The organism is Streptosporangium sp. NBC_01469 (genome assembly GCF_036227305.1).
Lineage (GTDB): Bacteria > Actinomycetota > Actinomycetes > Streptosporangiales > Streptosporangiaceae > Streptosporangium.
Genome location: NZ_CP109465.1, coordinates 707,715 through 729,882 on the forward strand (window position 1 = coordinate 707,715; position 22,168 = coordinate 729,882).

At 69.7% G+C, this 22,168-nt stretch carries 18 protein-coding genes; 4 read left to right on the forward strand and 14 right to left on the reverse strand.

What is annotated here, in order from left to right; all coding sequences use genetic code 11:
- Window positions 1-257: 257 nt before the first annotated feature.
- The 6 genes from OG587_RS03245 to OG587_RS03270 form a co-directional block, all read right to left on the reverse strand.
- Entirely contained in the window at window positions 258-905 is a 648-nt protein-coding gene (locus OG587_RS03245) for a TetR/AcrR family transcriptional regulator (RefSeq protein WP_329086671.1), read from the reverse strand.
- Between the two features lie 267 nt (window positions 906-1,172).
- Window positions 1,173-2,018: a class I SAM-dependent methyltransferase gene (locus OG587_RS03250; RefSeq protein WP_329086672.1), complete on the reverse strand. Its 846-nt coding sequence runs from the start codon at window positions 2,016-2,018 to the stop codon at window positions 1,173-1,175.
- Window positions 2,019-2,394: 376 nt separating this feature from the next.
- Window positions 2,395-3,231, reverse strand: coding sequence for a hypothetical protein (locus OG587_RS03255; RefSeq protein WP_329086673.1), 837 nt, complete (start codon window positions 3,229-3,231; stop codon window positions 2,395-2,397).
- A gap of 421 nt (window positions 3,232-3,652) precedes the next feature.
- A complete protein-coding gene (locus tag OG587_RS03260) occupies window positions 3,653-4,285 on the reverse strand; it encodes an AAA family ATPase (RefSeq protein WP_329086675.1) in 633 nt (210 codons plus the stop codon).
- Between the two features lie 158 nt (window positions 4,286-4,443).
- Entirely contained in the window at window positions 4,444-4,827 is a 384-nt protein-coding gene (locus tag OG587_RS03265) for a VOC family protein (RefSeq protein WP_329086677.1), read from the reverse strand.
- A gap of 222 nt (window positions 4,828-5,049) precedes the next feature.
- On the reverse strand, window positions 5,050-6,426 hold the full coding sequence (locus OG587_RS03270) for an alpha/beta fold hydrolase (protein WP_329086679.1): 1,377 nt from the start codon (window positions 6,424-6,426) through the stop codon (window positions 5,050-5,052).
- A gap of 266 nt (window positions 6,427-6,692) precedes the next feature.
- On the opposite strand from OG587_RS03270, the gene OG587_RS03275 reads away from it, so the two are divergent.
- The 3 genes from OG587_RS03275 to OG587_RS03285 all read left to right on the forward strand — a co-directional run bounded on the left by OG587_RS03275 (window position 6,693) and on the right by OG587_RS03285 (window position 9,500).
- Entirely contained in the window at window positions 6,693-7,274 is a 582-nt protein-coding gene (locus tag OG587_RS03275; RefSeq protein ID WP_329086681.1) for a MarR family winged helix-turn-helix transcriptional regulator, read from the forward strand.
- 24 nt (window positions 7,275-7,298) lie between these two features.
- The gene (locus OG587_RS03280; RefSeq protein ID WP_329086683.1) at window positions 7,299-7,784 is read left to right on the forward strand and encodes an SRPBCC family protein; all 486 of its coding nucleotides are present in this window, start codon (window positions 7,299-7,301) and stop codon (window positions 7,782-7,784) included.
- Window positions 7,785-8,009: 225 nt separating this feature from the next.
- Window positions 8,010-9,500, forward strand: coding sequence for a glycosyltransferase family 39 protein (locus OG587_RS03285; protein ID WP_329086686.1), 1,491 nt, complete (start codon window positions 8,010-8,012; stop codon window positions 9,498-9,500).
- A 98-nt stretch (window positions 9,501-9,598) separates the two neighbouring features.
- Here the strand turns inward: OG587_RS03285 and OG587_RS03290 are convergent, their stop codons facing one another.
- The 8 genes from OG587_RS03290 to OG587_RS03325 form a co-directional block, all read right to left on the reverse strand.
- Window positions 9,599-9,823, reverse strand: a complete 225-nt coding sequence (locus OG587_RS03290; RefSeq protein WP_329086687.1) for a hypothetical protein — start codon at window positions 9,821-9,823, stop codon at window positions 9,599-9,601.
- A 408-nt stretch (window positions 9,824-10,231) separates the two neighbouring features.
- Window positions 10,232-11,038: an SDR family NAD(P)-dependent oxidoreductase gene (locus OG587_RS03295; RefSeq protein ID WP_329086689.1), complete on the reverse strand. Its 807-nt coding sequence runs from the start codon at window positions 11,036-11,038 to the stop codon at window positions 10,232-10,234.
- A gap of 370 nt (window positions 11,039-11,408) precedes the next feature.
- On the reverse strand, window positions 11,409-13,394 hold the full coding sequence (locus tag OG587_RS03300; protein ID WP_329086691.1) for a discoidin domain-containing protein: 1,986 nt from the start codon (window positions 13,392-13,394) through the stop codon (window positions 11,409-11,411).
- Window positions 13,395-13,626: 232 nt separating this feature from the next.
- Window positions 13,627-14,616 carry a substrate-binding domain-containing protein gene (locus OG587_RS03305; protein ID WP_329086693.1) on the reverse strand — a complete coding sequence of 330 codons (990 nt, stop codon included), beginning with the start codon at window positions 14,614-14,616 and terminating at the stop codon, window positions 13,627-13,629.
- A 38-nt stretch (window positions 14,617-14,654) separates the two neighbouring features.
- Complete coding sequence (locus OG587_RS03310) at window positions 14,655-15,713, reverse strand: ABC transporter permease (RefSeq protein WP_329086695.1); 1,059 nt, start codon at window positions 15,711-15,713, stop codon at window positions 14,655-14,657.
- 166 nt (window positions 15,714-15,879) lie between these two features.
- Window positions 15,880-17,622 (reverse strand): sugar ABC transporter ATP-binding protein, encoded by a 1,743-nt coding sequence (locus OG587_RS03315; protein ID WP_329086698.1) that lies wholly within the window; start codon window positions 17,620-17,622, stop codon window positions 15,880-15,882.
- Window positions 17,619-19,034: an aldehyde dehydrogenase family protein gene (locus tag OG587_RS03320; RefSeq protein ID WP_329086700.1), complete on the reverse strand. Its 1,416-nt coding sequence runs from the start codon at window positions 19,032-19,034 to the stop codon at window positions 17,619-17,621. The genes OG587_RS03315 and OG587_RS03320 overlap by 4 nt, the downstream gene beginning before the upstream one ends.
- Window positions 19,035-19,099: 65 nt before the next feature.
- Window positions 19,100-19,882: an IclR family transcriptional regulator gene (locus tag OG587_RS03325; RefSeq protein ID WP_329086702.1), complete on the reverse strand. Its 783-nt coding sequence runs from the start codon at window positions 19,880-19,882 to the stop codon at window positions 19,100-19,102.
- A gap of 310 nt (window positions 19,883-20,192) precedes the next feature.
- Here OG587_RS03325 and OG587_RS03330 point away from each other — a divergent pair, with 310 nt between their 5' ends.
- On the forward strand, window positions 20,193-22,058 hold the full coding sequence (locus OG587_RS03330) for a CASTOR/POLLUX-related putative ion channel (RefSeq protein WP_329086704.1): 1,866 nt from the start codon (window positions 20,193-20,195) through the stop codon (window positions 22,056-22,058).
- Window positions 22,059-22,168 lie beyond the last annotated feature (110 nt).

The window sequence follows — 22,168 nt, forward strand, 5'->3', positions numbered from 1 at the left end:
GAGATCATCAGAGCACGATTTCTGAGATTATTCATCACGACCGGCACGGGTGTGCGAAGCCGGAAAAGTTCCGGCCCGTTTCCGGCGGAATCTCGGATGACCGGGTTCGGAACCGCGAGAACGACACCTCGCCGTATCAGGTGGTCGGCGGCAGGGAGGCATCCCATTTATTGGAAAATCCTCCGGCCGCCGAGCTTTTCACTTCCTACCCCTCCGGACATTCGACGGCGCCGATATCGCCGCGCCGGGAATCGGTTCTAGAGGGTACGGGCCGGGCCTATGCCGTTCAGCACCGTGGTGAGCAGGTCCTCGACGAAGCCGGAGGGGATCTCCAGCGCGGTCGCCGCGCCGCCGCGGAGCAGGTGGGGCAGGACCAGCTCGTGACAGGCGCCGATGATCATCGTGGCGGCGGCCTCGGCGTTGGCGTCCGGGGCCAGACGGCCGAGATCCCGCTCGGCACGCAGGTATACGGCCAGGTCCGCGCGTAGTCCCCGGCCGCCCGCCATCGGGTTGGGCAGGTTCGCGAACCGGATGAGAACCTCGGGCTGGGCGAGCAGGCCCGCGAAGGAGGGCAGGATCGCGGCGTGCAGCGCCAGCCCCCGGGTGAGGTAGACGCGCAGGTTGTCCTCGACCGTACCGCTCCCGGCACGGATGGGCAGCTCGCCCAGCTCGCGCTCGACGGTCTGGACGTGGGCGTGCAGGGCGAGCGCGAGCAACTCTTCCTTGCCCGCGAAGTGGTTGTACAGCACGCCGTCGGCGACCCTGGCCTCGCGGGCGATGTCGCGTACGGTGAGCCCGGCGGTGCCGCGCTGGGCCATGAGGCGTTCGGCGGCGGCGATCAGGTGCTCGCGCAGGCTCCGGTCGCCCTCACCGTCACGCAGGGCGGCTGCTTTTCTCGGTGACATCACATCGCATCGTAGTGACCATCGGAGCCCGGCCGCCGTCGCCGCGAGGATCGCGAACCGGTGAACGACCGGCCCCCGGCGGGCGGATCGGGCGAGCCGTTCAGGGGCGGGGTGGGTGAAGCGGTCCGGGTCGGGGTGAGTGAAGCAGTCCGGGGCGGGGTGAGTGGACCGGCCAGGGACGGGTGACGGACCGTCGAAGACGGACGGCCGGAAGCCAGGACCGGAGTAGACGGACCCGGTCAGGGTCGGGTGACGGACCGCCGAAGGTCAGGGGCGGGTCGCGGTGGTCAGCCAGGCGGCGCCGCGCAGCCGTACGGCGCCGGGCTCCTCGTAGGGCCGCAGCGCCACCGTGAGCGCGTCGAGGGCGCGGGCCGCGGTGACCTTGTCGACCTGGTCGAGGATGAAGCGGACGGGCCCCCACGCTCCGAGGAAACCGGCCGCGTCGGCGGCGTCCCGGCCCCACACCTGGGGCGCCTCGACAGGCGTGGAGGTCACCTTCTCGAAGCCCGCGCCGGTGAGCACCTCGCGGACGCGGACCGGGTCGGCCAGCGACTCCGGTCCGGGAGTGCCGGGCCCGGCCGGGGCGGGGCTCGGCGGCAGGTGCTCCGCCATCGCCGCGAAGACGGCGCCCAGGTCGTTCTCCTCCATCCCCCGCAGGGACAGGATCACCAGGCGCCCGCCCGGTCGCAGCGCGCGGCCGATGTTGGCGAACGCGGCGACCGGATCGGCGAAGAACATGATCCCGAACCGGCTCACGACCACGTCGAAGCGCGAGGCCGGGAAGGGGTGGACCTGGGCGTCGCCCTCCTCGAAGGTGACGTTGACGACCCCCTCGTCGGCCGCACCGGCACGCGCCCGTCGCAGCATCGGCGCCGACAGGTCGATCCCGGTCGCGTCTCCGAGTCGCGCCCGCCGGGCGGCCAGCCGTGTCAGCTGCCCGTTGCCGCACCCGACGTCGAGTACGCGGTCCCGGTCGCCGATGTCGGCCGCCGCGAGCAGGTAGTCGTTGAACCCGCTGTTCACGGCGTCATACCGGGCCTGGTGATCGGCCCAGTGGGTGCCCTCGTAACCGTTCCACGCCTCCGCCTGCTCGGTGTTGACGATGGAAAGCATCGAATTCCTCCCGTGGTGGCATCCGGGTGCCACCGGGCGGCTTCACCGGCTCCGGGCGACGACACCCTCATGATGAACAATCGTTCATGAACGCTCGTTCATCATGAGGGTGTCGGATGGGAGGTGTCAACGGCTGGGCGGAGACCGGGTACCGGCCGACGGGTCGGAAACCACCTTGGCGAGGACAGCTACACCGGGCCCCCGCTATGTCACCGAAGAACCCCTCGACGGCTACAGGAAGGTGATCCGCGGTGCCTGCGTGGCCCGTACGGCGACCCTGAGAGGAGAGTTTCGACTCTGGTGAAGACCGATGCGCTGGAGGTTTTCGGGTTTTCGTGATGCCGGACGACGATGGAGGGCGCGCGAATCGTTGCGTTCAGCTCTGTCGTTTCAGAGTTCCGATGAACGCGTTTATTTTTACGGCAAGAATATCCGTGTCCGCCTGGATACCGATCGTTTCATGGTCGGCGATCCGGACTTTCATCGTCAGGTCCGACAGACACAAGTCCCCTGCTTGGAGGTTGTCCGAGGTCTCTGTGCTGCTCTCCTTCAGCATGATCTGCCCATCCTCGACCTCGGACAGTTCCCATGAATGCGAGCAGCCGGTCTTCTGACCGCTGGAATCGACCCAGTCAACGGCACGTTGTTCCGCGACGACGTCCCCGACCTTGCCTCGTTTTATGATTATCTCGTCGATCCCCTTCTCTCCCCCGGAGGTGGGAAGTTTCATTTCTACCTGGCCTTTCCAGGTGCCGATATAGTCCTCCGGGATGTTCTTGCCACTGGTGGTGATCGACGAAGAGCCATCGTCCAAAGGTTTGTCATCCGGAGGTTTGCCATCCGAAATGAAAAGGGAGATTATGGCCACTAGAAGGGCCAGCACCCCGGTGATGGCGGCGATGACGCCTGCCCGCTCCCCCGTGTTCTGACCGAAGAACCGAGGCCACGACATGCGCTTCCCGCCCTTGCCGGGGCCGGGCGGTGAAGGGTCGCTCGTCGCTTCGCCACCGATCACGGGTTTCTGAGTTTCAGGCCCGGAAGAGCTCGCGGCCGAACCAGGCCCGCGATCAGGTGCGTCCGCTTCGGCCCGGTGATCGTGGCCCTCCGGGCGATTGGCGGTTTCCCCGGCAAGGGGGGTGGGACTCTGCGACTCAGGCTTATCGTGACCCGCTTGGCCGGTCGGCGCCCGCAGGTCGTCTTCGAATCGTGACATCTCCGATTACCGGTCGTCGAGGGTCGCCGTACCAGAAATTCGCATCGGTCATTTTCTCAAGCCGGTCAAAAATAATCAAGAGCACGACCGGATCCGAGCAGCTCACCGGATCGAAACCTGTGAGACTCTCTGATATCGGCTGTTGGATTTGCGGTTGAGTTCTCGCGGGGGCCACGGTTCTGCGCCGCCTGCGCGAGCGCGGCTTGGGGCATGAGGTTCGGCTCGGCGCCACCGCCGGTTCTCGTATCGATGCCGTCGATACCTTCGTTACCTCGTGCGGGTGCCGAGAAAACCGGCTCAAGCGGTGCGCGGACGTTGAGGACCGGCCATTCGTCCTTCGTCGATGCGGATCCGCCAGGCGGATCGGGATGCCTTCCGGGGTGACTCCGTAGCCGGTGGGTCGCCGTGTCACCACCTTCGCTCAGTCGAATCGGATGTGCTTGACACCCGTCCACGCACGCCGCAGGCGGCCTCGTAGCGCGCTGTCCGTGTTCGGGGCGAGCGTCAGCCCGGACGAGGCGGCGATGTGGTCGGCGACCCCCGAAATCGTGAGGCGGTCGGTCCACACGTGCTCGGCGAACTCCGCCTCGCGCAATCGCTCCAAGCACAGGTCGACTTTGGAGACGGCGAAGCTCTCCAGGCGCAGGGCGGCGCTCTTGCCGGCCACGAACTGCGCGACATGCCCGAAGCCGCGCTCGCGCAGGCGGCGCAGCACCGTCTCCCGGCCGGCCAGTAGCGCGAAGTGCCTGACGTCGTGGCCGCGTTCCCGCAGCCGGCCGACGGTCTCCTGGAAGTACGCGGACTCCACGACCGTCATCGGTGCGATCACCGTGCCGTCGTGCTTGGTGAGAGCCAGGTCCAGCACCTCGTACACGCCCTGCCGCCATGCCGGAAGGTTCTGGAAGTCCTCGCGCAGCGGCGGCGGCATCATCCGGTGCAGGCCGAAGCCGACGTGTTCGGGGTCGCAGACGACACTTCCCGGCAGCCGTCGCCGGAGCTCGTACGCGGTCTGCGTCTTGCCTCCGCCGAAGGGGCCGTTGATCCACAGAAGCATGCGCCGAGCCTACGGGCCCACGAGTTCGGCCCGCGCGGCATCACCGCCAACACGTTCGCCCCCGGCCCGGTGGCCACCGACTTCGGCGGGGGAAGTGTCCGCGACAACGCGCGGCTTCGCGCCGTACTGAACGGCCAGACGGCCCTGGACCGGGGGTTCTAGCCGCTGCCGTACGGGCGGGTGAGGATCTCCAGGAAGTGCCCGTCGGGATCCAGGAAGTAGACGCCGCGCCCGCCGTCACGGCGGTTGATCTCTCCCTGCCGCTCGCGGGCCGGGTCGGCGTAGTAGGTGATCCCGGCCCGCTGAATCCGCTGGAAGATGACGTCGAAGTCGTCCTCGGACACCAGGAACGCGTAGTGCTGGGAGACGATCTCGTCCCGGTCGCTGTCCGCGAAGTCCAGGGTGACGCCGTTGACGGTGGTGACGGGGAGGAACGGGCCGAAGGGCGCTCCGACCTCCAGGCCGAGCATCTCGGCCATGAACTCGGCGGAGACCCGCTTGTCGCGGGCCATGACGATGGTGTGGTTCAGTTCGACGGACACGATCGGATTCCCCCAGCCTTCCCGGGCCTCTCACGAGCGAGATCCCAGGTCCTCGTACGTCCCGCCCGGGTGATGACGGCGTTTGGTACCGGAACGCGATGATAGGCAGCCCTCGCCGTCACCGCCACAGCGAACCCGGCGACGAGCCGGAACCGAGGAACCCGCGCGAGGAGATCGTTGATCATGCTTTACCGGATCGGCGCGTGCGGCTTCAGCCCGGCGTCAGCACTTCGTCCCCGCCGCGGGCAGTACGCGGTCGGTGAGGTAGCGGTCGATGTGGTCACGGGCGCAGGGGTTGGAGGCGTGGAGCGTGTGGCCGGGACCCTCGTGCCGGACAGTGACGCTGCCCGGTACCTGCTTGAGCACCCGCTCCACGGCGTCGGACTCGCCCCAGGCACCCGCGCCGAGCATGGGTGGCAGGCCCTTCGGCAGCGGGGCGGGCGGGTTGGTCACCCGCACCGGCCAGCCGACGCAGCCGAGGGTCCCGGTCGCCAGGGTGTTGGCGGTGCCCGTGTTGGGCGCGATCTCGCGCAGCCGGGCGATCGTCGCGTCCAGCTCGGCGCGGCCGGCGGGACGGGGCCAGTCGACGCATTCGGTGACGCCGGTCGCCTGGTCGGGGTAGCGGGCGCCGCGCGCGGGGACGAAGCCGGAGGCGTCACCGCCGATGGCCGCGCGGATGTCCCTCGCCAGCTTCGGCCACGCCTCGGCGCCCTGCCTGGCGGAGCTCACCGCGAAGGCCTGCAGGTCGCGTCCGTCGTACGCGATGCCGGCCTGCCTGGCGGGGATCGGCGCGCGATCGGCCCTGGCGACCAGCTTGCGCCACTTCGCGGGTACGACGTCCCGGCATTTCCCCGAGGCGCACCAGTCGAAGAAGCGGCCGATGGCCTCCTCGTTGCTCCCGGCCATCTTCTCCAGCTCGCCGACCCAGTCGGCGGTGCTGTGGTTCCACGTGCCGTCGAGCACCATCGTGCGCACCTGGCCGGGGAAGAGCCTGGCGTACGCCTGCCCGTAGAACCCGGCGTAGGAGGCGCCGTAGAAGTTGAGCTTGGCGTCGCCGAGCGCCTTCCTGATCGCCTCCATGTCCCTGGCGTTGTCGGCCGAGCTCATGTTGGCGAAGAACTCGGGGTCCTTGTTGCGGCAGGCCTCGGCGTAGCCGCGGTTGGTGTCGGAGAGCCGCCCGAAGTCGGCGTCGTCCTCGGGGAACTCGGGCAGCGGTACGCGTGTCCAGGTGCACGGCAGGCCCGTGCTCAGGCCGCCGAACTGCTCGCCGTAACCCCGCGTGTCCCACGTGACGATGTCCATGCGCTCGCGGAGCTTGGCCCACTGGTTCCCGGACTGGGTGATGGCGATCCCCGGCCCGCCCGGCCCGCCGTAGGCGATCAGGACGGAGCCCTCGGAGGTTCCGGTGGCCTTCAGGCGGCCCAGCTTCAGTGTGATCTCGCGGCCGGCGGCCTGCTGCCGGTCGACGGGGACCCGCAGGTCGGCGCACTCCATCCCGATCTTGTCACCCGGGCAGGTGCTCCAGTCGAGGGGATCGGCCTGTGGTGCCTGCGCGCCCGAGCCCAGGAGGGTCAGGGCGATGGCGATTGATTTCAGCATGACGGCCACGATCTCCGAACGACCACCCCGGCCACATCGGATCCCGGTCTGATTCCGGAGACGGCGAATCAGACCGGGGGATGTCATCCCACGACGATCACGACCGCCATGCGAGCGTCCAAGGCCACGGTGACCTCCCGGTCCAGGGCCTGTGCGGACAGACAGATCCTCCGACGTCCGAAGCCCGTCCTCGTCACCCCTCCCCTGCCGATACGGGATTCCGCATCGACAATTTAGCGAAGTAGGTATTAAAGTATGCCTTCATCATGAAGGACGTACATAAATCACCGACAGAGTTCGACCGGGATCCCGGCGGCTCCCTCTTCGATCCTGGGGCGAGGGCGGCGATGGCCCGGTTCACCGCCGGAGACGACACCCTCGCTCTTGAGGCGGCGACCGCCGTCCGCACCGCCTTCCACGCCGTCGAGCGCATCCGCGCCCACGGAGCTCAGGGCCGCGGGCTGAGCTCGGGGGCGCTTGACATCCTGATGCGGCTGAGCGCCTCGACCGACGACGGAGTCAGCATCGGCGACCTGGCCCAGTCGGCCGGAGTGAGCTCCCGCAACGTCACCGGGCTGGTCGACACCCTCGAACGCGACAGGCTGGTGCGGCGGGTCCCCGATCGTCACGACCGGCGCTCCGTCCTGGCCCAGATCACCCCCGCGGGACAGGCGTGGATCGAATCCTTCCGCCGACCGACACAGGCCGCGATGGCGGCGATCTTCCGCGACTTCACGCCCGACGAGCTGACCCAGCTGCGGCACCTGTGCCTGCGCCTCGCCGAGAACCAGCACCGGCTCTCCCGGCACCTGAGCCAGAACGACGGCACGGACGACACCCGGCCGTGAGCCGAGCAGACAGGAGAGCGGGAAATGGCTTCCATCCGTACAGAAGTCGTGATCAACTCCAGCCCGGAGCGAGTGTGGGCGGCGATACGCGACGTGGGCGCGGTGCACCGGCGTCTCCTGCCGGACCGCGTCGCCGACACCCACATCGAGGGCGACGTCAGGATTCTCGTCTTTCCCAACGGGAAGGTCATCCGCGAGCTGATCGTCGATGTCGACGACACGACTCGCCGATTCGCCTACGCGGTGGTCGAAGGCGCGCAACCGGCCATCACGCACCACCACGCCTCGTTCCAGGTCTTCCCTGAAGAGTCCGGCCACAGCCGACTTGTCTGGATAACCGATGTGCTGCCGGACGCGCTCGCGGCGGAGATCCGCGCGCGCGTCGAACGGGGGGCGGCGGACATGAAACGAACGCTGGAGGAAGCGGAGGAAGCGGAGGGAGCGGAGGAAGCGGAGGAAGCGGAGGAAGCGGAGGAAGCGGAGGGAGCGGAGGGAGCGGCCGCGGGTTAGGTCACGCCGAACGCAGATCGCCGTCGAAGACCCTGTCCGGGAAGGGATCACCCCTCGCGCCGCACGACGGGCGGATCGGGATCACTCCCCGTCCCGGACGACGGGCGGATCAGGATCACCCCTCGTATCAAACGGCGGGCGGATCAGGATCACCCTTCGTACCCGATGACGGACAGATCGGGATCGCCTCTCGCGTCACCGGCGTCGAAAGCCGATGATGAACGGGTGTCCGCTCCCTCCGCCCCGCGCACGACCGCCCCGGCCGCCCCCTTCGCCGGGCGGCCCGTCGGCGCGGTCGCGCTGGCCACGCTCGCCGTGCTGCTGGTCGCGAGCCCGCGCTACGGCTACCACCGGGACGAGCTGTACTTCCGGATGCTGGGTGAGCGGCCCTCCCTCGGATACTTCGACACCCCGCCGCTGACCCCGCTGATCGCGCGGGCCTCGGTCGCCGTGTTCGGCGACACCGTGGTCGCCCTGCGCGTCGTTCCCGCCCTGATCGCGTCGCTCGTCGTCGTCCTGGTCGCCCTCCTGGCCCGGGAACTCGGCGGCGACCGGAGGGCGCAGATCGTCGCCGCGGCGGGAATCGCCACCACGACCCTGCTCTTGATCGGCGGCCACTCCCTGCTCACCCTCGGGGTCGACCTGCCGCTCTGGGTCGCGGCGGCGCTGTTCGCCGTACGGGCGCTGCGGGGCGACGGCCGCTGGTGGCTCGCGCTGGGCGCCGTCGCGGGGGTGGCGACGTACAACCGGCAGCTGATCGTGTTGTTCCTGGTCAGCCTGGGCGTGGGCGTGCTGGCGGCGGGGCCGCGCGACGTGCTGCGGGACCGCAGGCTCTGGCTCGGCGCGCTGCTGGCCCTCGTGGTCGCCGCGCCCAACCTGGTCTACCAGGCGACCCACGGCTGGCCGCAGCTGGTGATGGCCGGGGCACTGGAGGCGGACGAGGGCGCCGACAACCGCCTCGCCTTCGTACCGCTGCAGATCCTGCTGCTCGGCCCGCCCCAGGCGGCCCTCCAGGCGGTCGGTGCCGTACGGCTGTGGCGGGAACCCCGCCTGCGCTGCCTCGCCCTGGCCTACCCGCTGGCCTGCGCGCTGACGCTCTACTCCGGCGGGCGCCCCGACTACGTGGCGGGCCTGCTCGTGCTGCTCTTCGCGGCGGGGTGCGGCCCGGTCAGCCGGTGGATGTCGGGTACGGGACGGCGTGCGCTGGTCGTCGGCGCCCTGGCGGTCAACGCGGTCGTCTCCGTCGTCGTCGCGCTACCGGTGATCCCTCCCTCGGCCCTGGAGGGCACCCCGGTCGCCGGGATCAACGAGGTGGCGCGCGAGTCGATCGGCTGGCCGGAGTTCGCCGCGCGCGTCGCGGCGGTGGTCGGCGGGCTGACGCCCCAGGAGCGCGCACGGACCGTACTCCTCACCGACAACTACGGCGAGGCCGGGGCGCTGGACCGCTACGCCGGGGAGTATGGCCTGCCCGAGGTCCACAGCGGGCACAACGAGCTCTACTGGCGCGGGCCGCCGTCCCCGTCCGCGCGGATCGCCGTGGTCGTGACCGACTCCCCCGGCGGCTACGCCCACGCGTTCACCGCCTGCGAGGAACGCGGCAGGATCGACAACGGCGTCGGCCTGTCCAACGAGGAGCAGAACCTGCCCATCCTTGTCTGCCGCGACCCCCTGCGCCCCTGGTCACAGCTCTGGCCAGAGATGCGGCACCACAGCTGACATTCCGCCGCCCGCAAGGTCGGCGTCCCGTTCGGCCCCTTCATCTGGAGGTCCGAGGCTCGTCACTCCGGTTGGTCGCTCCGGTTGGTCGCTGAAACTCACGCCTCCCGGTCGGCGAAGGCGAGACCGCGTTCGGCGAGGGCATCGCGCAGCAGGCGGATGGCCTTGGGACCAACGCCGTGCAGCCGCAGGAGCTCCCGCTCGGTCATGGAGGCCACCTGGGCGAGCGTCGTGTAACCGGCCGCGGACAGGGCCCCACGCGCAGGACGTCCGATGTTGGCGGGGATGTCGGTGGGGGCGTCGTCCTGGTCGCGGGTCGTCATGATGCCTCCTTGCGGAACGGGTGGTCGGTCGCCCGGCGTCACGGGGAACACCTCGCCGTGAGGGACCCCGCCTCGCGGGGACCCCACGCCGCAGGCACCCCACGACGCCGGTTTCCCGCGCCGCGGGCACACCACGCCGCAGGCACACCGCGTCGCGGGGAACACCGCGTCGCGGTGCCGCAAGTCTGGCATTCCCCTACGACGAAAACGGCGAGACGCATGCGCTGAACGTCATGATCATCTGGTTGAACGGGACGCTCGGTGCCGGCATCTCGCCGACGCCGGCCGCGCGGACCATCGCGGCCAAGGTCGGCGTGGAGCCCACGGACATCGGGTGACCACGAACATCAGGTGACCACGAGCACCGGGTGAGCTGGGGTAAGCCGATGCCCACCGGGGCCGGGTGTGTCAGATCTCCTTGAGGAACCCGGCGTCGACGGCGAAGTCGGCGCCGGTGGTGCTCGCCGAGCGCGGCGAGACGAGCAGGGCGATCACGTCGGCGATCTCCTGCGGCTCGACGAGGCGGCCGGTGGTCAGCTTCATCATCTCCACCGCGACACTGTTCATCACAGTGTCACGGTCGGTCCCCGCCTGCGCGGCGATGATGTCGGCCGCGCCGCCCTCCTCGGTCCACCACGCCGTCCGCACGGGTCCCGGAGACACGGTGTTCACCCGGATGCCCTGCGGCGCGAACTCCTCCGACAGCGCCTTGGTGAGATTGTTCAGACCCGCCTTGGCGGCGTTGTAGTCGACGTTCATGGGGGCCGGAAGCCGGGCGCCGCCCGAGGACACGTTGACGATCGAGCCACCGCCCCGCTGGAGCATCACCGGGACGGCGGCACGGACGGCCCGTACGACCGAGAACAGGTTGAACTCGAACATCGCCCGCCAGTCGTCGTCGTTGGGGGCCAGGAACGAGAAGCGCGGCAGGGCCACACCGGGCGGCGGGCCACCGGCGTTGTTCACCAGGATGTCCAGGCCGCCGAACACCTCCACGGCCCGCGCCACGATCTGGCCCGGCGCCTCGGGGTCGGTCAGGTCGGCCGGTACGTGGAGAAGGTCGGCGCCACCGAGCGCCTCCAACTCCGGGGTGCTCTTGCGCGAGGCGGCCACGACGCGGGCCCCCTCGTCGAGCAGGGTACGGGTGACGGCCAGGCCGATGCCCTTGGAGGCGCCGGTGACGACCGCGACACGGCCGGAAAGCTGCAGGTCCATGGAATTGCCCTTTCGTCGTCGGGCCCCGTATGGCGGGAGGGGCCCTGCACGTGGGCAAAGCTATGGCGGGCGTGCGACTTCGGGCTGGCGAGATTCAGACCGGCAATTCACGCGGGATTCGGACCGGCAATTCACACCGGATTCAGACTGACGACTCACGCGGGATCCGGACCGGCGACTCACACCGGTCACACCGGATTCGGATCGGCGCCGCACGCAGGATCCGGACCTCTCATCCGGCGTGGGCGCTCCGGCGACCGTCCGGCTGCTGGCCGTCCGGGCGCCCGCCGGGTACTCGCGCCCGGCGGGCGGAGCGCCGCGGCGGGGGTTTCCCGCCGCGGCGCGTGCCGGTCCTGCCGGGCAGGACCCGTCAGCTGGCATAGGCCTCCAGTTCGAAGACGCGGGCCGCGGCATCGCTGTCGCTGGTCGGGGTGAGGACGTTGAGCCGGACGTACCGGGCGGTGACGGGTGTGAAGGTATGGGTGGTGACGTTGGCGGTGTTGCCCCGGGCGCTCACGACGTTCGTCCAGGTGGTGCCGTTGGTACTGACCTGGAGGTCGAAGTCGCGGGTGTTCCAGCTCGCCTTCTCACCACCCGCACCGGAGTGGCGCACCACGAACCGTCCCACCTGCGTGTTCGACTGCAGGTCGACCTGGAGCCACTTGTTGGCGCCCAGCGCGCACCACTTGTCGGAGTTGCCGGCCGTCCAGCTGCCGTTGACGGCCTTGGCGGGAGCCTCGGCGGCCGCGCACTGGTTGCTGGCGGTGGCCGGCTTGTTCAGCGCGAGGTTGGTGACCGGCGGCGTCGTCTGGGGAACGTAGAGACGGATGTCCGTCAGGCTCGCGCTGCCCTCGTAGACGTTGGTGTAGAGGTCGCCGATCACGAAGTAGTCGGGATACTGGGAGCCGGCCGGCCACTGGTTCGGCCAGGACGCGCTGCCGTTCACGTCGTTCTGGACGAGGGTGGCGTTGTAGCGGCCGTCGTACTCGCCGGGCTTGACGTTGTAGTGCCAGATCGGCGCGTTGTTCACGATGAAGGGGCGGTGGAAGCGGATCGTCTTCTGCCCGACCCGGGCGAAGTTGCCGCTGGCCTCGAGGACGTAGCCGGTGGCGTCGCGCTCGATGGCGAAGGTGTAGGACTGGTTCGGCATCAGCTCGGGCTGGATCTCGGCCGCCGACGACAGCTGCTGCTCGGCCACACCGCCGGAGCAGTTCGTCATGAACCACTGGGAGTTGCCCGCGAGACCGCCCTGACCGGGGGTCCAGTTGGGCAGGCCGCTGATCCACATGTTGACCGTGTTGAAGTTGCCGTCGCGGTAGTTGTAGTACTGGTTGGTGTTGGAGTTGCAGACCCGCCCGCCGGTGCCGCTGCCGACCCGGTCGGGGTGCTGGGAGAAGGAGTCCATCAGCACCTTGCGGCGGTAGTGCCAGAAGTGGTTGTTCCTCGGGGCGGGGTTGGCGAAGTCCACGATCGACATGAAGTGGAAGCCGTTGTAGCCGTACGGGCCCGACCGCACGTCCTGCCACTCGCAGTAGGGCGCGGCGGCGTTACCGCTCCAGCCGGGGCTCCTGGAACCCTCGCCCCAGGGGTGCTGGGTCTTGCATCCCTGGGTGCTGTAACCGTTGACCTTGCCGTTGTACTCGATCGAGCCGTTCCGCTTGCCACCGAAGTCGATGGTCTTGAGCTTGTACTCGACGCGATACTGGTCGGGCAGCTTGTTGGTGGGCCGGAAGATCGCCCCGCCGGTGTGGTCGGGCACGTTCAGCACCGCCGCGGGCGCGCCGCCCACCGTCGCGGTGGTGATCGACGGCGGCGACTCGATGACGCCGTCCTTGTTCCAGTCGCGGGCGGAGAGCGAAGCCGTCAGCCAGCCGCCCTGGCCGACCGGGAACTCCTTGCGGTAGGTGGCGAAGGAGTTGAACGCGGTGGTCCAGGCCGGCCCGTAGTCGTTGCGGTACCACTGGCCGGAGTCATCCATGATCGTGTCGAACGGGGTGGTGTAGTTCTCCCTGACCCACGGCGCGTTGCCCGTGTTGATGGGGGCCGAGAAGTTCTCGGAGTGCAGCAGGGTCCAGTCGACGGCGGCGGCGCTGCTCGCCGCGCCCGCCTTGCTCTCCGCGCCCGCCTTGGCCTGCGCGCTCGGCGTGCCCGACGTGCCCGACTTACCTGACGTACTCGGGCTGCTCGGAGTGCTCGGAGTGCTCGGGCTGCTCGGGCTGGGAGTACCGGCGCCGGCCGGCGCGGCGGTGTCACCCGTAGCGGGGGTGCTGACCCCGAACGAGGTGAGTGCCACGACGGTCGTGGTGACCGCGGCGAGGGCCGCCTTGCGCGCGGCCCCTCTGACGTTTCTTCGCATGGGTTACGTGCCTTTCACTCGACGAGTAAGGCGTTGCTCGTGCCTGAACGCGCCCCGCGTCCTCGCGGGTGTCCGCACCTCCGTTCCGATACCGGGCGAACACGGGTGGCGTCGCCGACCGCCACCCGGCCGCCGTGCAAACCGGCCGTACTCCACGAGCCGTTCCCCCGAACGGCCGCGGATCAGAAAGGGTTAGAACGAGTTAGAACTGGCTGGAACAGGTCGGAACGGATTAGAAGCCGCCGTTCGGGTCGAAGTACTCGGCCGCGTTCTCCTTGGTGACCCTCGGGGAGGGCACCACGGTGTCCTTCTCGACCTTGGCCCCGCTCAGGATCTCGACCGCCCGGTCCAGGCCCTTGGCGCCGATGATGTCCGCGTCGTTCAGACCGGTCACCAGGTAGTTGGTGCCGTCGAGGATCGCCTTGAGCGCCTCGGCCTGGCCGTCGACGCCCGCGATGATGATCTGCTTGGCCTTGCCCGCGTCCGCGATGGCACGCTGCGCGCCCAGGCACATCGCGTCGTTCTCGCAGAACACCGCGACGAGATCGGGGTTGGTCGCCAGCAGGCTCTCCATCACGGTGAGACCGCCGTCGGATCCCCAGCCGCCGAAGTCGGGGGCCTCGACGAGCGTGATGCCCGCGGTGCCCGCGAGCACCGACTTCACGCCCTCGGTACGGGCCAGGCCGATGCTGTTGTCGGCAGGACCGCCCTTGATGATCGCGACCTTGCCGCCCTTGGGCAGCTTCTCGGCGAGGAACTGACCGTTCTGCACGCCGATCGCCTTGTTGTCCGGGCCGATCCAGCTGGTGTACTCGCCGGTCTGGAACTTGCGGTCCACCAGGACCACGGGCTTGTTCGCCGTCTTGGCCGCGTTGAGCGCCGCGGGCGCCGACTCCAACGGGCCGCCGGAGATGATGATGGCGTCGACGTTCTTGCTCAGCAGGTCCTCGACGTTGGAGGCGAGCTTGGCCGCGTCACCGTTGGCGTCGGTGCTGATGATCTCGATCTTGCCCTTCTTCTTGGCCTGGGCGGCGATCGCCTTGTCCATGCCGCTGAAGTAGGGGCCGCTCAACATGAAGTTGGCGACGCCGATCGTGTAGGAGCCGTCACCGGAGGCGGCGGCGGTGGCGGTGGAGGGCTCGCCCTCGCTGGACGAGCAGGAGGCAAGGCTGAGAGCGAGAAGGCCGGTGGCCAGCAGGCTGCTGAATTTCTTAGTGTTCATTTCGATATACCTCGGGGGGGTGTTGTGGAGCGGGTAAGTCAGGTGCGCACCTGGTTGGCGCGCTGGACGAGGATGACGGCGATGATGATCAAGCCCTTGAGCACCTGTTGCCAGAAGCTCTGCACGCCGTACAGGTTGAGGAGGTTGTTGATCAGTACGAGGACCAGGACGCCGCCGAAGGTGGCCTTCGCGGACCCGCGCCCGCCCGCCAGGCTCGCCCCGCCGATCACGCACGCGGCGATCGCGTCGAGCTCGAAGGCCACCCCGACGCTCGGCTGGGCGATGCCCACCCGGCTGGCCAGGATGACGCCGGCCAGGCCGGCGCACGCGCCGCTGATGGTGTAGGCGAGGATCACGTGCCTGCGCACGTTGATGCCCGCGAGCCTTACGGCCTCGGCGTTGCCGCCGATCGCGACGATGGAGCGCCCGGCCGGGAAGCGGGTCAGGAACAGGCCGCCCGCGATGAACACGGCCAGCATGATCACGGTACTCAGCGGGATGGGACCGACCATCGCCGAGCCGAGGGTGAGGAACGCCGGGTCCTCGGGGGTGATCGGCACCTCGGAGTAGACGAACGCCAGTCCCCTGACGGTGGTCAGCGCCGCCAGGGTCACCACGAAGGGCGCCAGCCCGAACCGGGCGACCAGCATGCCGTTGACCAGCCCGAACCCGATCCCGCAGGCGACGCCCACGATCGTCGCCATCGGGATGGGGAGGCTGGAGACGAGACCGGCGGTGATGATGCCGGAGAAGGCCACCACCGACCCGACCGACAGGTCGATGCCGCCGGTGAGGATCACCACGAGCATGCCGTACGCCAGCAGGCCGGTGGTGACCATCTGCTTGAGCAGGTTGGTGAGGTTGGTCGGGGTCAGGAACGTGTCGGAGGTGAGCGCCGCCACCGCGACGAGCGCCACGAGGAGCGTGACGAACGCGACCTGCGCGGTGACGTCCCGGCCGGCCAGGACCAGCCGGGGCAACCTCCCGGGGCCCGGGACCGCCGGACCGGCGGGCACCGGGGCGGAGGAGGCCGCCCCCTTGGGGTTCGGAGCGGTGGAGGCCGAGGTCCGCGCGGGCCCCGCCGGTTGCCCGGTCACGCGATCCCTCCGGGCCGGGCGGGCCGCCGGGTCGTCCGGTCCCTCCGGGCTGGGCAGGTCATGTCGTTGCTCCGGGTTGGCCCGGTCATGTCGTTGCTCCGGGCTGGCCCGGTCATATGGTTGCTCCGGGCTGGCCGGGTCATGCTGTCCCTCCGGGCTGGGCGGGTCATGCGGTCCGCCCGATCGAGTGGGCGAGGATCTCGTCCTCCGTGGTCTGGTCGGAACGCAGATCGCCGGTGATGCGCCCCTGGTTCATCACGAGGACCCGGTCGGTGGCGCCGAGCACCTCCGTCAGGTCCGAGGAGATGAGCAGGACGGCGAGGCCCTGCCGGGCGAGGTCGTCGATCATGCGGTAGATGTCGACCCTGGCCGCCATGTCCACGCCGCGGGTCGGCTCGTCGAGGATGAGCACGCGCGGCTCGGCCAGCAGCCACTTGGCGAGCACGGCCTTCTGCTGGTTGCCGCCGCTGAGGTTGACCACCGGCATCGAGGCGCACCCCGAGGGCTGGATGCCCAGCCGGTCGATCATCTCGGCGACGTTCCTGCGCCTGCGGCCCGTGTCGATCAGCGGGCCCCGGGTGGCCGAGTACAGGGTCGTGAGCGTGATGTTGTCGAGCACGCTCATCCCGAGCACCAGGCCGGTGCGCTTGCGGTCCTCGGTGACGAGTGCGAGCCCGGCCGCGATGGCCTCGGCCGGCGTACGGAAGCCGACGGTGCCGGACCGGCCGCGCCACCGCCCCGCGGACGGGGACTCGACACCGGAACCGGCGCCCTCCCGCTCCACCGACCCGGCACGCTCCCCGTCCACCGACTCGGCGCCGGATCCGGAACCGCCACGCTCCGGATCCGCCGACCCGGCGCCGGACCCGCCACGCGACCGATCCGCCGGCTCAGAACCGGAACCGCCACGCGACCGATCCGCCGACCCGGCATCGGAACCGGCACGCGACCGATCCGCCGACTCGGCGCCCGACCGGACACGCACCTGGCCGGCGGACGCGGGCTCGGCGCCGAAGACGCACCGGGCCAGCTCGCTGCGGCCGGAGCCGACCAGGCCGAACAGGCCGACGATCTCCCCCGAGTGCACGGAGAACGAGACGTCCTCGAACTCGCCCCCGCGAGTGAGCCCGGAGACACTGAGCCGTACCTCACCGTGTCCCGCACGCCGGTCGGGATAGATCTGTTCGAGGCGGCGGCCCGCCATGAGGCGGATCAGCTCGTTCTCGCCCGTACGGGCGGGTTCGGTCGTCTCGACGATCCTGCCATCCTTGATCACCACGATCGAGGTGGCCAGTTCCAGGACCTCCGCGAGCCGGTGGGAGACGTAGACGACCAGCACTCCGCGTTCCTGTAACCGCCTGATCAGCGCGAACAGCGACTCAAGGTCGCTTCCGGCCAGTACGGCGGAGGGCTCGTCGAGCACCAGCACGCGCGGCTCGTCCACCAGCGCCTTGGCGATCTCCACCATCTGCTGCCTGGCCACCGTCAGGCGGCCCGCGACGGTACGCGGGTCGATCGCGCCGAAGCCGATGCTCTCCAGCAGCTCCCGGGCGCGGGCGTGCGCCGCCGTCCAGTCGATGAGCCCGCCGCGCTTCCTGGGGAAGTGCCCCATCAGCAGGTTCTCGGTGACCGACAGCTGGGGTACCAGGGTCAGCTCCTGGTAGACCGTGCGGATGCCCCGGGCGTGCGCGTCGTGCGGCGAGCGCAGCTCGACCCGCTCACCGTCCATCCACATCTCGCCCGCGCTCATGGACTGGGCGCCGGCGAGGATCCTGATCAGGGTCGACTTGCCGGCCCCGTTCGCGCCGACCACGGCGAGGACCTCGCCGGGGTGGCCCACGAGGTCCACCCCGTGCAGCACCTCGACGCCGCCGTAGTCCTTGCGGACGCCCCGGAGCTCCAGGCTCATCCGAACGCCTCCATGACGACGACCGTCTTCTGCCGGGTGAAGTCGAGGACGGTCTCGTGCAGGCCCTCGCGGTAGCCGCCGGTGTCCTTGGTACCGCCGAAGGGCAGGTTCTCGGCGCGCAGCGCGGTGGAGCCGTTGATGACGACCCCGCCGACGTCGAGGCGCCGCGCGATGGCGAACGCCCGCGAGACGTCCCGGGTGAAGACCGCGGCGTGCAGGCCGTACGGGGACTCGTTGGCCATCCGCACCGCGTCGAGGGGGTCGGCGAAGCGGGCGACGGGCGCCACCGGGCCGAAGATCTCCTCGGCGAAGGTGGGGCTGGTGGCGGGCACGTCGACCAGCACGACCGGGTCGACGAACGCGCCGCGCCTGCCGCCCCCGGCGGCGAGCCTGGCGCCCTCCCCGACGAGCCTGCCGACGGCGGCCTCGACCCGCTCGGCGGCCTCCTCGGCGATGAGGGGGCCGACGTCGGTCTCCTCAAGCAGCTGGTCGCCCACGGAGAGCTTCGCCGTCTGGCCGAGCAGCGACTCGACGAAGGCGTCGTGGATGCCGTCCTGGACGTAGACGCGCTTGACCGCGCAGCAGATCTGCCCGTTTCCCCTGGCCAGGCGGCCGAGGACGACGGCGCGGGCGGCCTCCTCGGCGTCGGCGTCGTCGCAGACGATGAGCGCGTCGTTGCCGCCGAGTTCCAGGAAGACCTTCTTCAGTGTCGCGGACCCGAGGCGGGCGATCTCGCGGCCCGCCGCGGTGCTGCCGGTGAGGCTCACCGCCGCGATCCCCGGGAGCTGCGCCAGCGCCTGGGACACCTGGACGCCTCCGGCGACCAGCTGGTGGGCGTGGGCGGGCGCACCGGCCCGCTCGACGAGCTCGGCCACCCTGACCAGGGCGAGCGGGCAGCGGGCGGGCGGCTGGACGATCACGGCGTTGCCCGCGGCGAGGGCCGCGGCGGCCTTGTGCGCGTACAGCTCGACCGGGTAGTTGAACGGGACCAGTGCCGCGACGACGCCGAGGGGCTCGCGCATCGTCACCGCGAGGTGCCGTTCCAGGCCGGGTACGGCGTCGAGCGGGATCTGGCGGCCGAAGAGCCTGGTGGCCTCGCCCGCGTACCCGCGGAAGATCCGGATCGCGGCGTCGACCTCGCCCCGGGTCTGCTGCACGGGCTTGCCGTTCTCGGCGGCGAGCAGCGTGGCGAGGCCGTCCCGCTCGGCCTCGATCAGATCGGCCACCCGGCGCAGGAGGTCCGCGCGCTCGTGGGCGGGCATCGCCGCCATCGCCCGCTGGCCTTCCTGCGCGGCCTCGACCACCGCGGCCACCCGTTCCGCGCTCGCCGCCTCCACCTCCCCGAGTTGCTCGCCGGTGCCGGGGTTGCGGACGGTGATGACGGAGGCGTCCGACGAGGTGAGAGCGGACATTCGTTGCACTTCCTTCCATACAAGCTTTGCGTTACGAGCTTCACGCCCCGTTGGGAGGGGCGGGATCAGGCGGGTTTGCGGGTCCTGGGAGCGGCGTAGCCGATGCGGCGGCCGATGTCCGCGGCCATCCCGAGCGCGACCGGCGCCAGGCGGTGGCAGTCGCCGAGGCTGAACCTTCCGGCCGGTGCGGACACGCTGAACGCCCCCACCGGGCGGCCGGAGGCGTTCATGATCGGCAGGCCGATGCAGCGCACCCCCTCCTCGTTCTCCTCGTCGTCGATCGCGAAGCCCTGGTCTCGTACGGTTTCGAGCTCGGCGAGCAGCGCGTCGCCGGTGAGGCTTCTGGGGGTGCGGGGCTCCGTCTGCGCGGCCAGGATCTCGGCGCGGCGCGGCTCGTCCAGGAAGGCGAGGACCGCCTTGCCCATCGCGGTGCAGTGCAGCGGTACGCGGCTGCCGATCCTGGAGACCAGGCGCACCGACTTGGCGCTCTCCACCTTGTCGACGTAGACGATGTGGTGGCCCACCGGGACGCCGAGGTGGACGGTCTCACCGCTGATCTCGACCAGCTCGGCCAGGTACGGCTGGGCGGCGGCGCGGAGCCCGTCCTCCTCCAGGTAGCGCCCGGCGAGGGTGATGAGGGTGACGCCGAGCCGGAAGGCGCCGGCGGCGTCCCGCTCCAGAACTCCCAGTTCCAGGAGCGAGATGGCATAGCGGTGGGCGGTGCTGACGGCGACACCGGTGTGCGCCGCGAGTTCGCCCAGGGTCATTCCGGACTGACCGCTTCCGGACACCGCACTGATCAGCTCAAATGCCTTATCGACGCTTGATGACTTCCTACCGCTCTTCATTCGAGTTACTCGAATCTATTTTCAGATATTTGTAAGATTTTGCGATAGTTACATTGGCGATAACCCCTGTCAACCCTCGCGCACAAATACCTCCCGTACCGAGTTAGGTAGGCACAGTCGGACTTGTAGCTATAAACAATGACAAAGCGCCACAATCAGACATATGTCCCACCAGAGCGTGTGCCATCGTCCGGGCCGGCCCTGCGGGCTCCCCTCCGCCGGACGCGATCCCGTCCACCCGACCTTCCCTTCGGCGACCTGTAGTTTTTGTACACTTGTTGACTCTGCTTTACCGACGGGGAGGAATTCTGTGCCGAGGGCGACGTTCCGAGAACGCCTGCGCTACTGGTTCGACAACACGATGTCACGGGGTACAACGGCGCTGATCGGATGGCTCGCCCTCATCTCTCTCGGCCTGATCCTGCTGGTCACGGCGCTGGGCCTGTGGCTCACCCCGGACGAGGCCGCGAAGCACAACGGCGCCCCCGGCATGCTGTGGATGACGCTGATGCGCGCGCTGAGCCCGGGGAAGGTGGCCAGTGACACCGGCAGCGCGCCGTTCATCGCCCTGATGTTCGCCGCGTCGCTGGGCGGGCTCTTCATCGTCAGCGCCCTGGTCGGCGTCCTCTCCAACGATCTCAAGAGCAGGTTCGAGGAGCTGCGCAAGGGCAGGTCCCGGATCATCGAGACCGGCCACATCGTGGTCCTGGGCTGGTCGGAGCAGGTCTTCACGATCGTCAGCGAGCTGGTCCAGGCGCACGCGAGCGACCGCAGATCGGTCATCGCGATCCTCGCCGACAAGGACAAGATCGCGATGGAGGACGAGATCCGGCAGTTCGCGGGCGAGACCGGCAGGACCAGGCTGGTCTGCCGGACCGGGCGGCCCACCGAACCGACCGACCTCGACCTGATGAACCTGGCCGGGGCCCGCTCGGTGGTCGTCCTCTCCCCGCAGGGCGAGGACCCCGACGCGCACGTCATCAAGACGCTGCTCGCCCTGGCCAAACGGCCGGACACCCACCCACCGGTGGTGGCCGCCATCGCCGAGAGCTCCAACATGGCCGCCGCGCGTCTCGCCGGCGGCCAGGAGGTTCACCTCGTCGACTCCGACGACACCGCCGCCCGGCTCATCGTGCAGTCGTCGCGGCAGTCGGGCATGTCCGTGGTCTGCATGGACCTGCTCAACTTCAGCGACGGGGAGATCTACCTTCGCTCCGACCCCGACTTCACCGGCATGACGTACGGCGAGGTGCTCCCGGCGTACCAGACCGCCACGGTGATCGGGCTGCGCCGGGCCGGCGCGGCCATGCTGAACCCGCCCATGGACACCGTGATCTCCGCCTCCGACGAGATCATCGTGATCGCCCACGACGACTCGATGATCCACCTGGCCGCCGGCATGCCCTCGGCCCGCGAGGAGTCGATCGTCCTGGTCGAGCACACCAGGCCGGGCCCCGAGCGCACCCTGGTCCTCAACTGGAACGGCCGGGGCCGCCGGATCATCCGCTATCTCAACGGCTACGTCGCGCCGGGCTCGGTCCTGGACATCGCCTCCGACCACCCCGGCGCGGCGGTCGACTCCGAGGCTCTGTCCAACCTCACGGTCAACATCAAGGAGTGCGACACCTCCGACCGCTACGCGCTGGAGTCGCTCGGCCTGGGCCTCTACCAGCACGTGATCGTGCTCTCCGACGACCGCTACAGCCCCGGCCACGCCGACACGCGCACGCTGATGACCCTGCTCCAGCTGCGCGACATGCAGTCCTCACTCGGCGAGCGCTACTCCATCGTCAGCGAGATGCACGACGAGAACAACCGGAGCCTGGCCGAGGTCACCAAGGCCGACGACATCGTGATCAGCGACACGGTGATCGGCCTGCTGCTGGCCCAGCTCGCCGAGAACCGGCATCTGGCCGAGGTGTTCGGCCGGCTCTTCGACTCGGGGGGCTCGGAGATCTACCCGCGCCCGGCCGAGCGGTACGTCCGCCCGGGGGCGCCGGTCGACTTCGCCTCGGTGATCGAGTCGGCCCGGCGCCGTGGGGAGACCGCGATCGGCTACCGCCTGGCGGACCGCGTGAACGAGGCCCCCCACTTCGGCGTTGTCCTCAACCCGGACAAATCACGGCCCCTGCGCCTCGGCACCGGCGACTCGGTGATCGTCCTGGCCGAGCGCTGACCCGCCGGGGCGAGGGCCCTACTGGGGGGCAGTGATCATGAAAGCGAGCCCGAGCAGCACTACGACGGGGATCAGCCAGACCACGGCCTCGATCGCGAACTCCTTGTACA

What these genes read in the sequence shown, in the direction of transcription:
- OG587_RS03300 (WP_329086691.1), bottom strand. Translation starts at nt 13,394, where the DNA reads ATGCGAAGAAACGTCAGAGGGGCCGCGCGCAAGGCGGCCCTCGCCGCG.
- OG587_RS03315 (WP_329086698.1), bottom strand. Translation starts at nt 17,622, where the DNA reads ATGAGCCTGGAGCTCCGGGGCGTCCGCAAGGACTACGGCGGCGTCGAG.
- OG587_RS03255 (WP_329086673.1), bottom strand. Translation starts at nt 3,231, where the DNA reads ATGTCACGATTCGAAGACGACCTGCGGGCGCCGACCGGCCAAGCGGGT.
- OG587_RS03305 (WP_329086693.1), bottom strand. Translation starts at nt 14,616, where the DNA reads ATGAACACTAAGAAATTCAGCAGCCTGCTGGCCACCGGCCTTCTCGCT.
- OG587_RS03325 (WP_329086702.1), bottom strand. Translation starts at nt 19,882, where the DNA reads ATGAAGAGCGGTAGGAAGTCATCAAGCGTCGATAAGGCATTTGAGCTG.
- OG587_RS03270 (WP_329086679.1), bottom strand. Translation starts at nt 6,426, where the DNA reads ATGCTGAAATCAATCGCCATCGCCCTGACCCTCCTGGGCTCGGGCGCG.
- OG587_RS03295 (WP_329086689.1), bottom strand. Translation starts at nt 11,038, where the DNA reads ATGGACCTGCAGCTTTCCGGCCGTGTCGCGGTCGTCACCGGCGCCTCC.
- OG587_RS03280 (WP_329086683.1), top strand. Translation starts at nt 7,299, where the DNA reads ATGGCTTCCATCCGTACAGAAGTCGTGATCAACTCCAGCCCGGAGCGA.
- OG587_RS03260 (WP_329086675.1), bottom strand. Translation starts at nt 4,285, where the DNA reads ATGCTTCTGTGGATCAACGGCCCCTTCGGCGGAGGCAAGACGCAGACC.
- OG587_RS03250 (WP_329086672.1), bottom strand. Translation starts at nt 2,018, where the DNA reads ATGCTTTCCATCGTCAACACCGAGCAGGCGGAGGCGTGGAACGGTTAC.
- OG587_RS03245 (WP_329086671.1), bottom strand. Translation starts at nt 905, where the DNA reads ATGTCACCGAGAAAAGCAGCCGCCCTGCGTGACGGTGAGGGCGACCGG.
- OG587_RS03320 (WP_329086700.1), bottom strand. Translation starts at nt 19,034, where the DNA reads ATGTCCGCTCTCACCTCGTCGGACGCCTCCGTCATCACCGTCCGCAAC.
- OG587_RS03290 (WP_329086687.1), bottom strand. Translation starts at nt 9,823, where the DNA reads ATGACGACCCGCGACCAGGACGACGCCCCCACCGACATCCCCGCCAAC.
- OG587_RS03275 (WP_329086681.1), top strand. Translation starts at nt 6,693, where the DNA reads ATGAAGGACGTACATAAATCACCGACAGAGTTCGACCGGGATCCCGGC.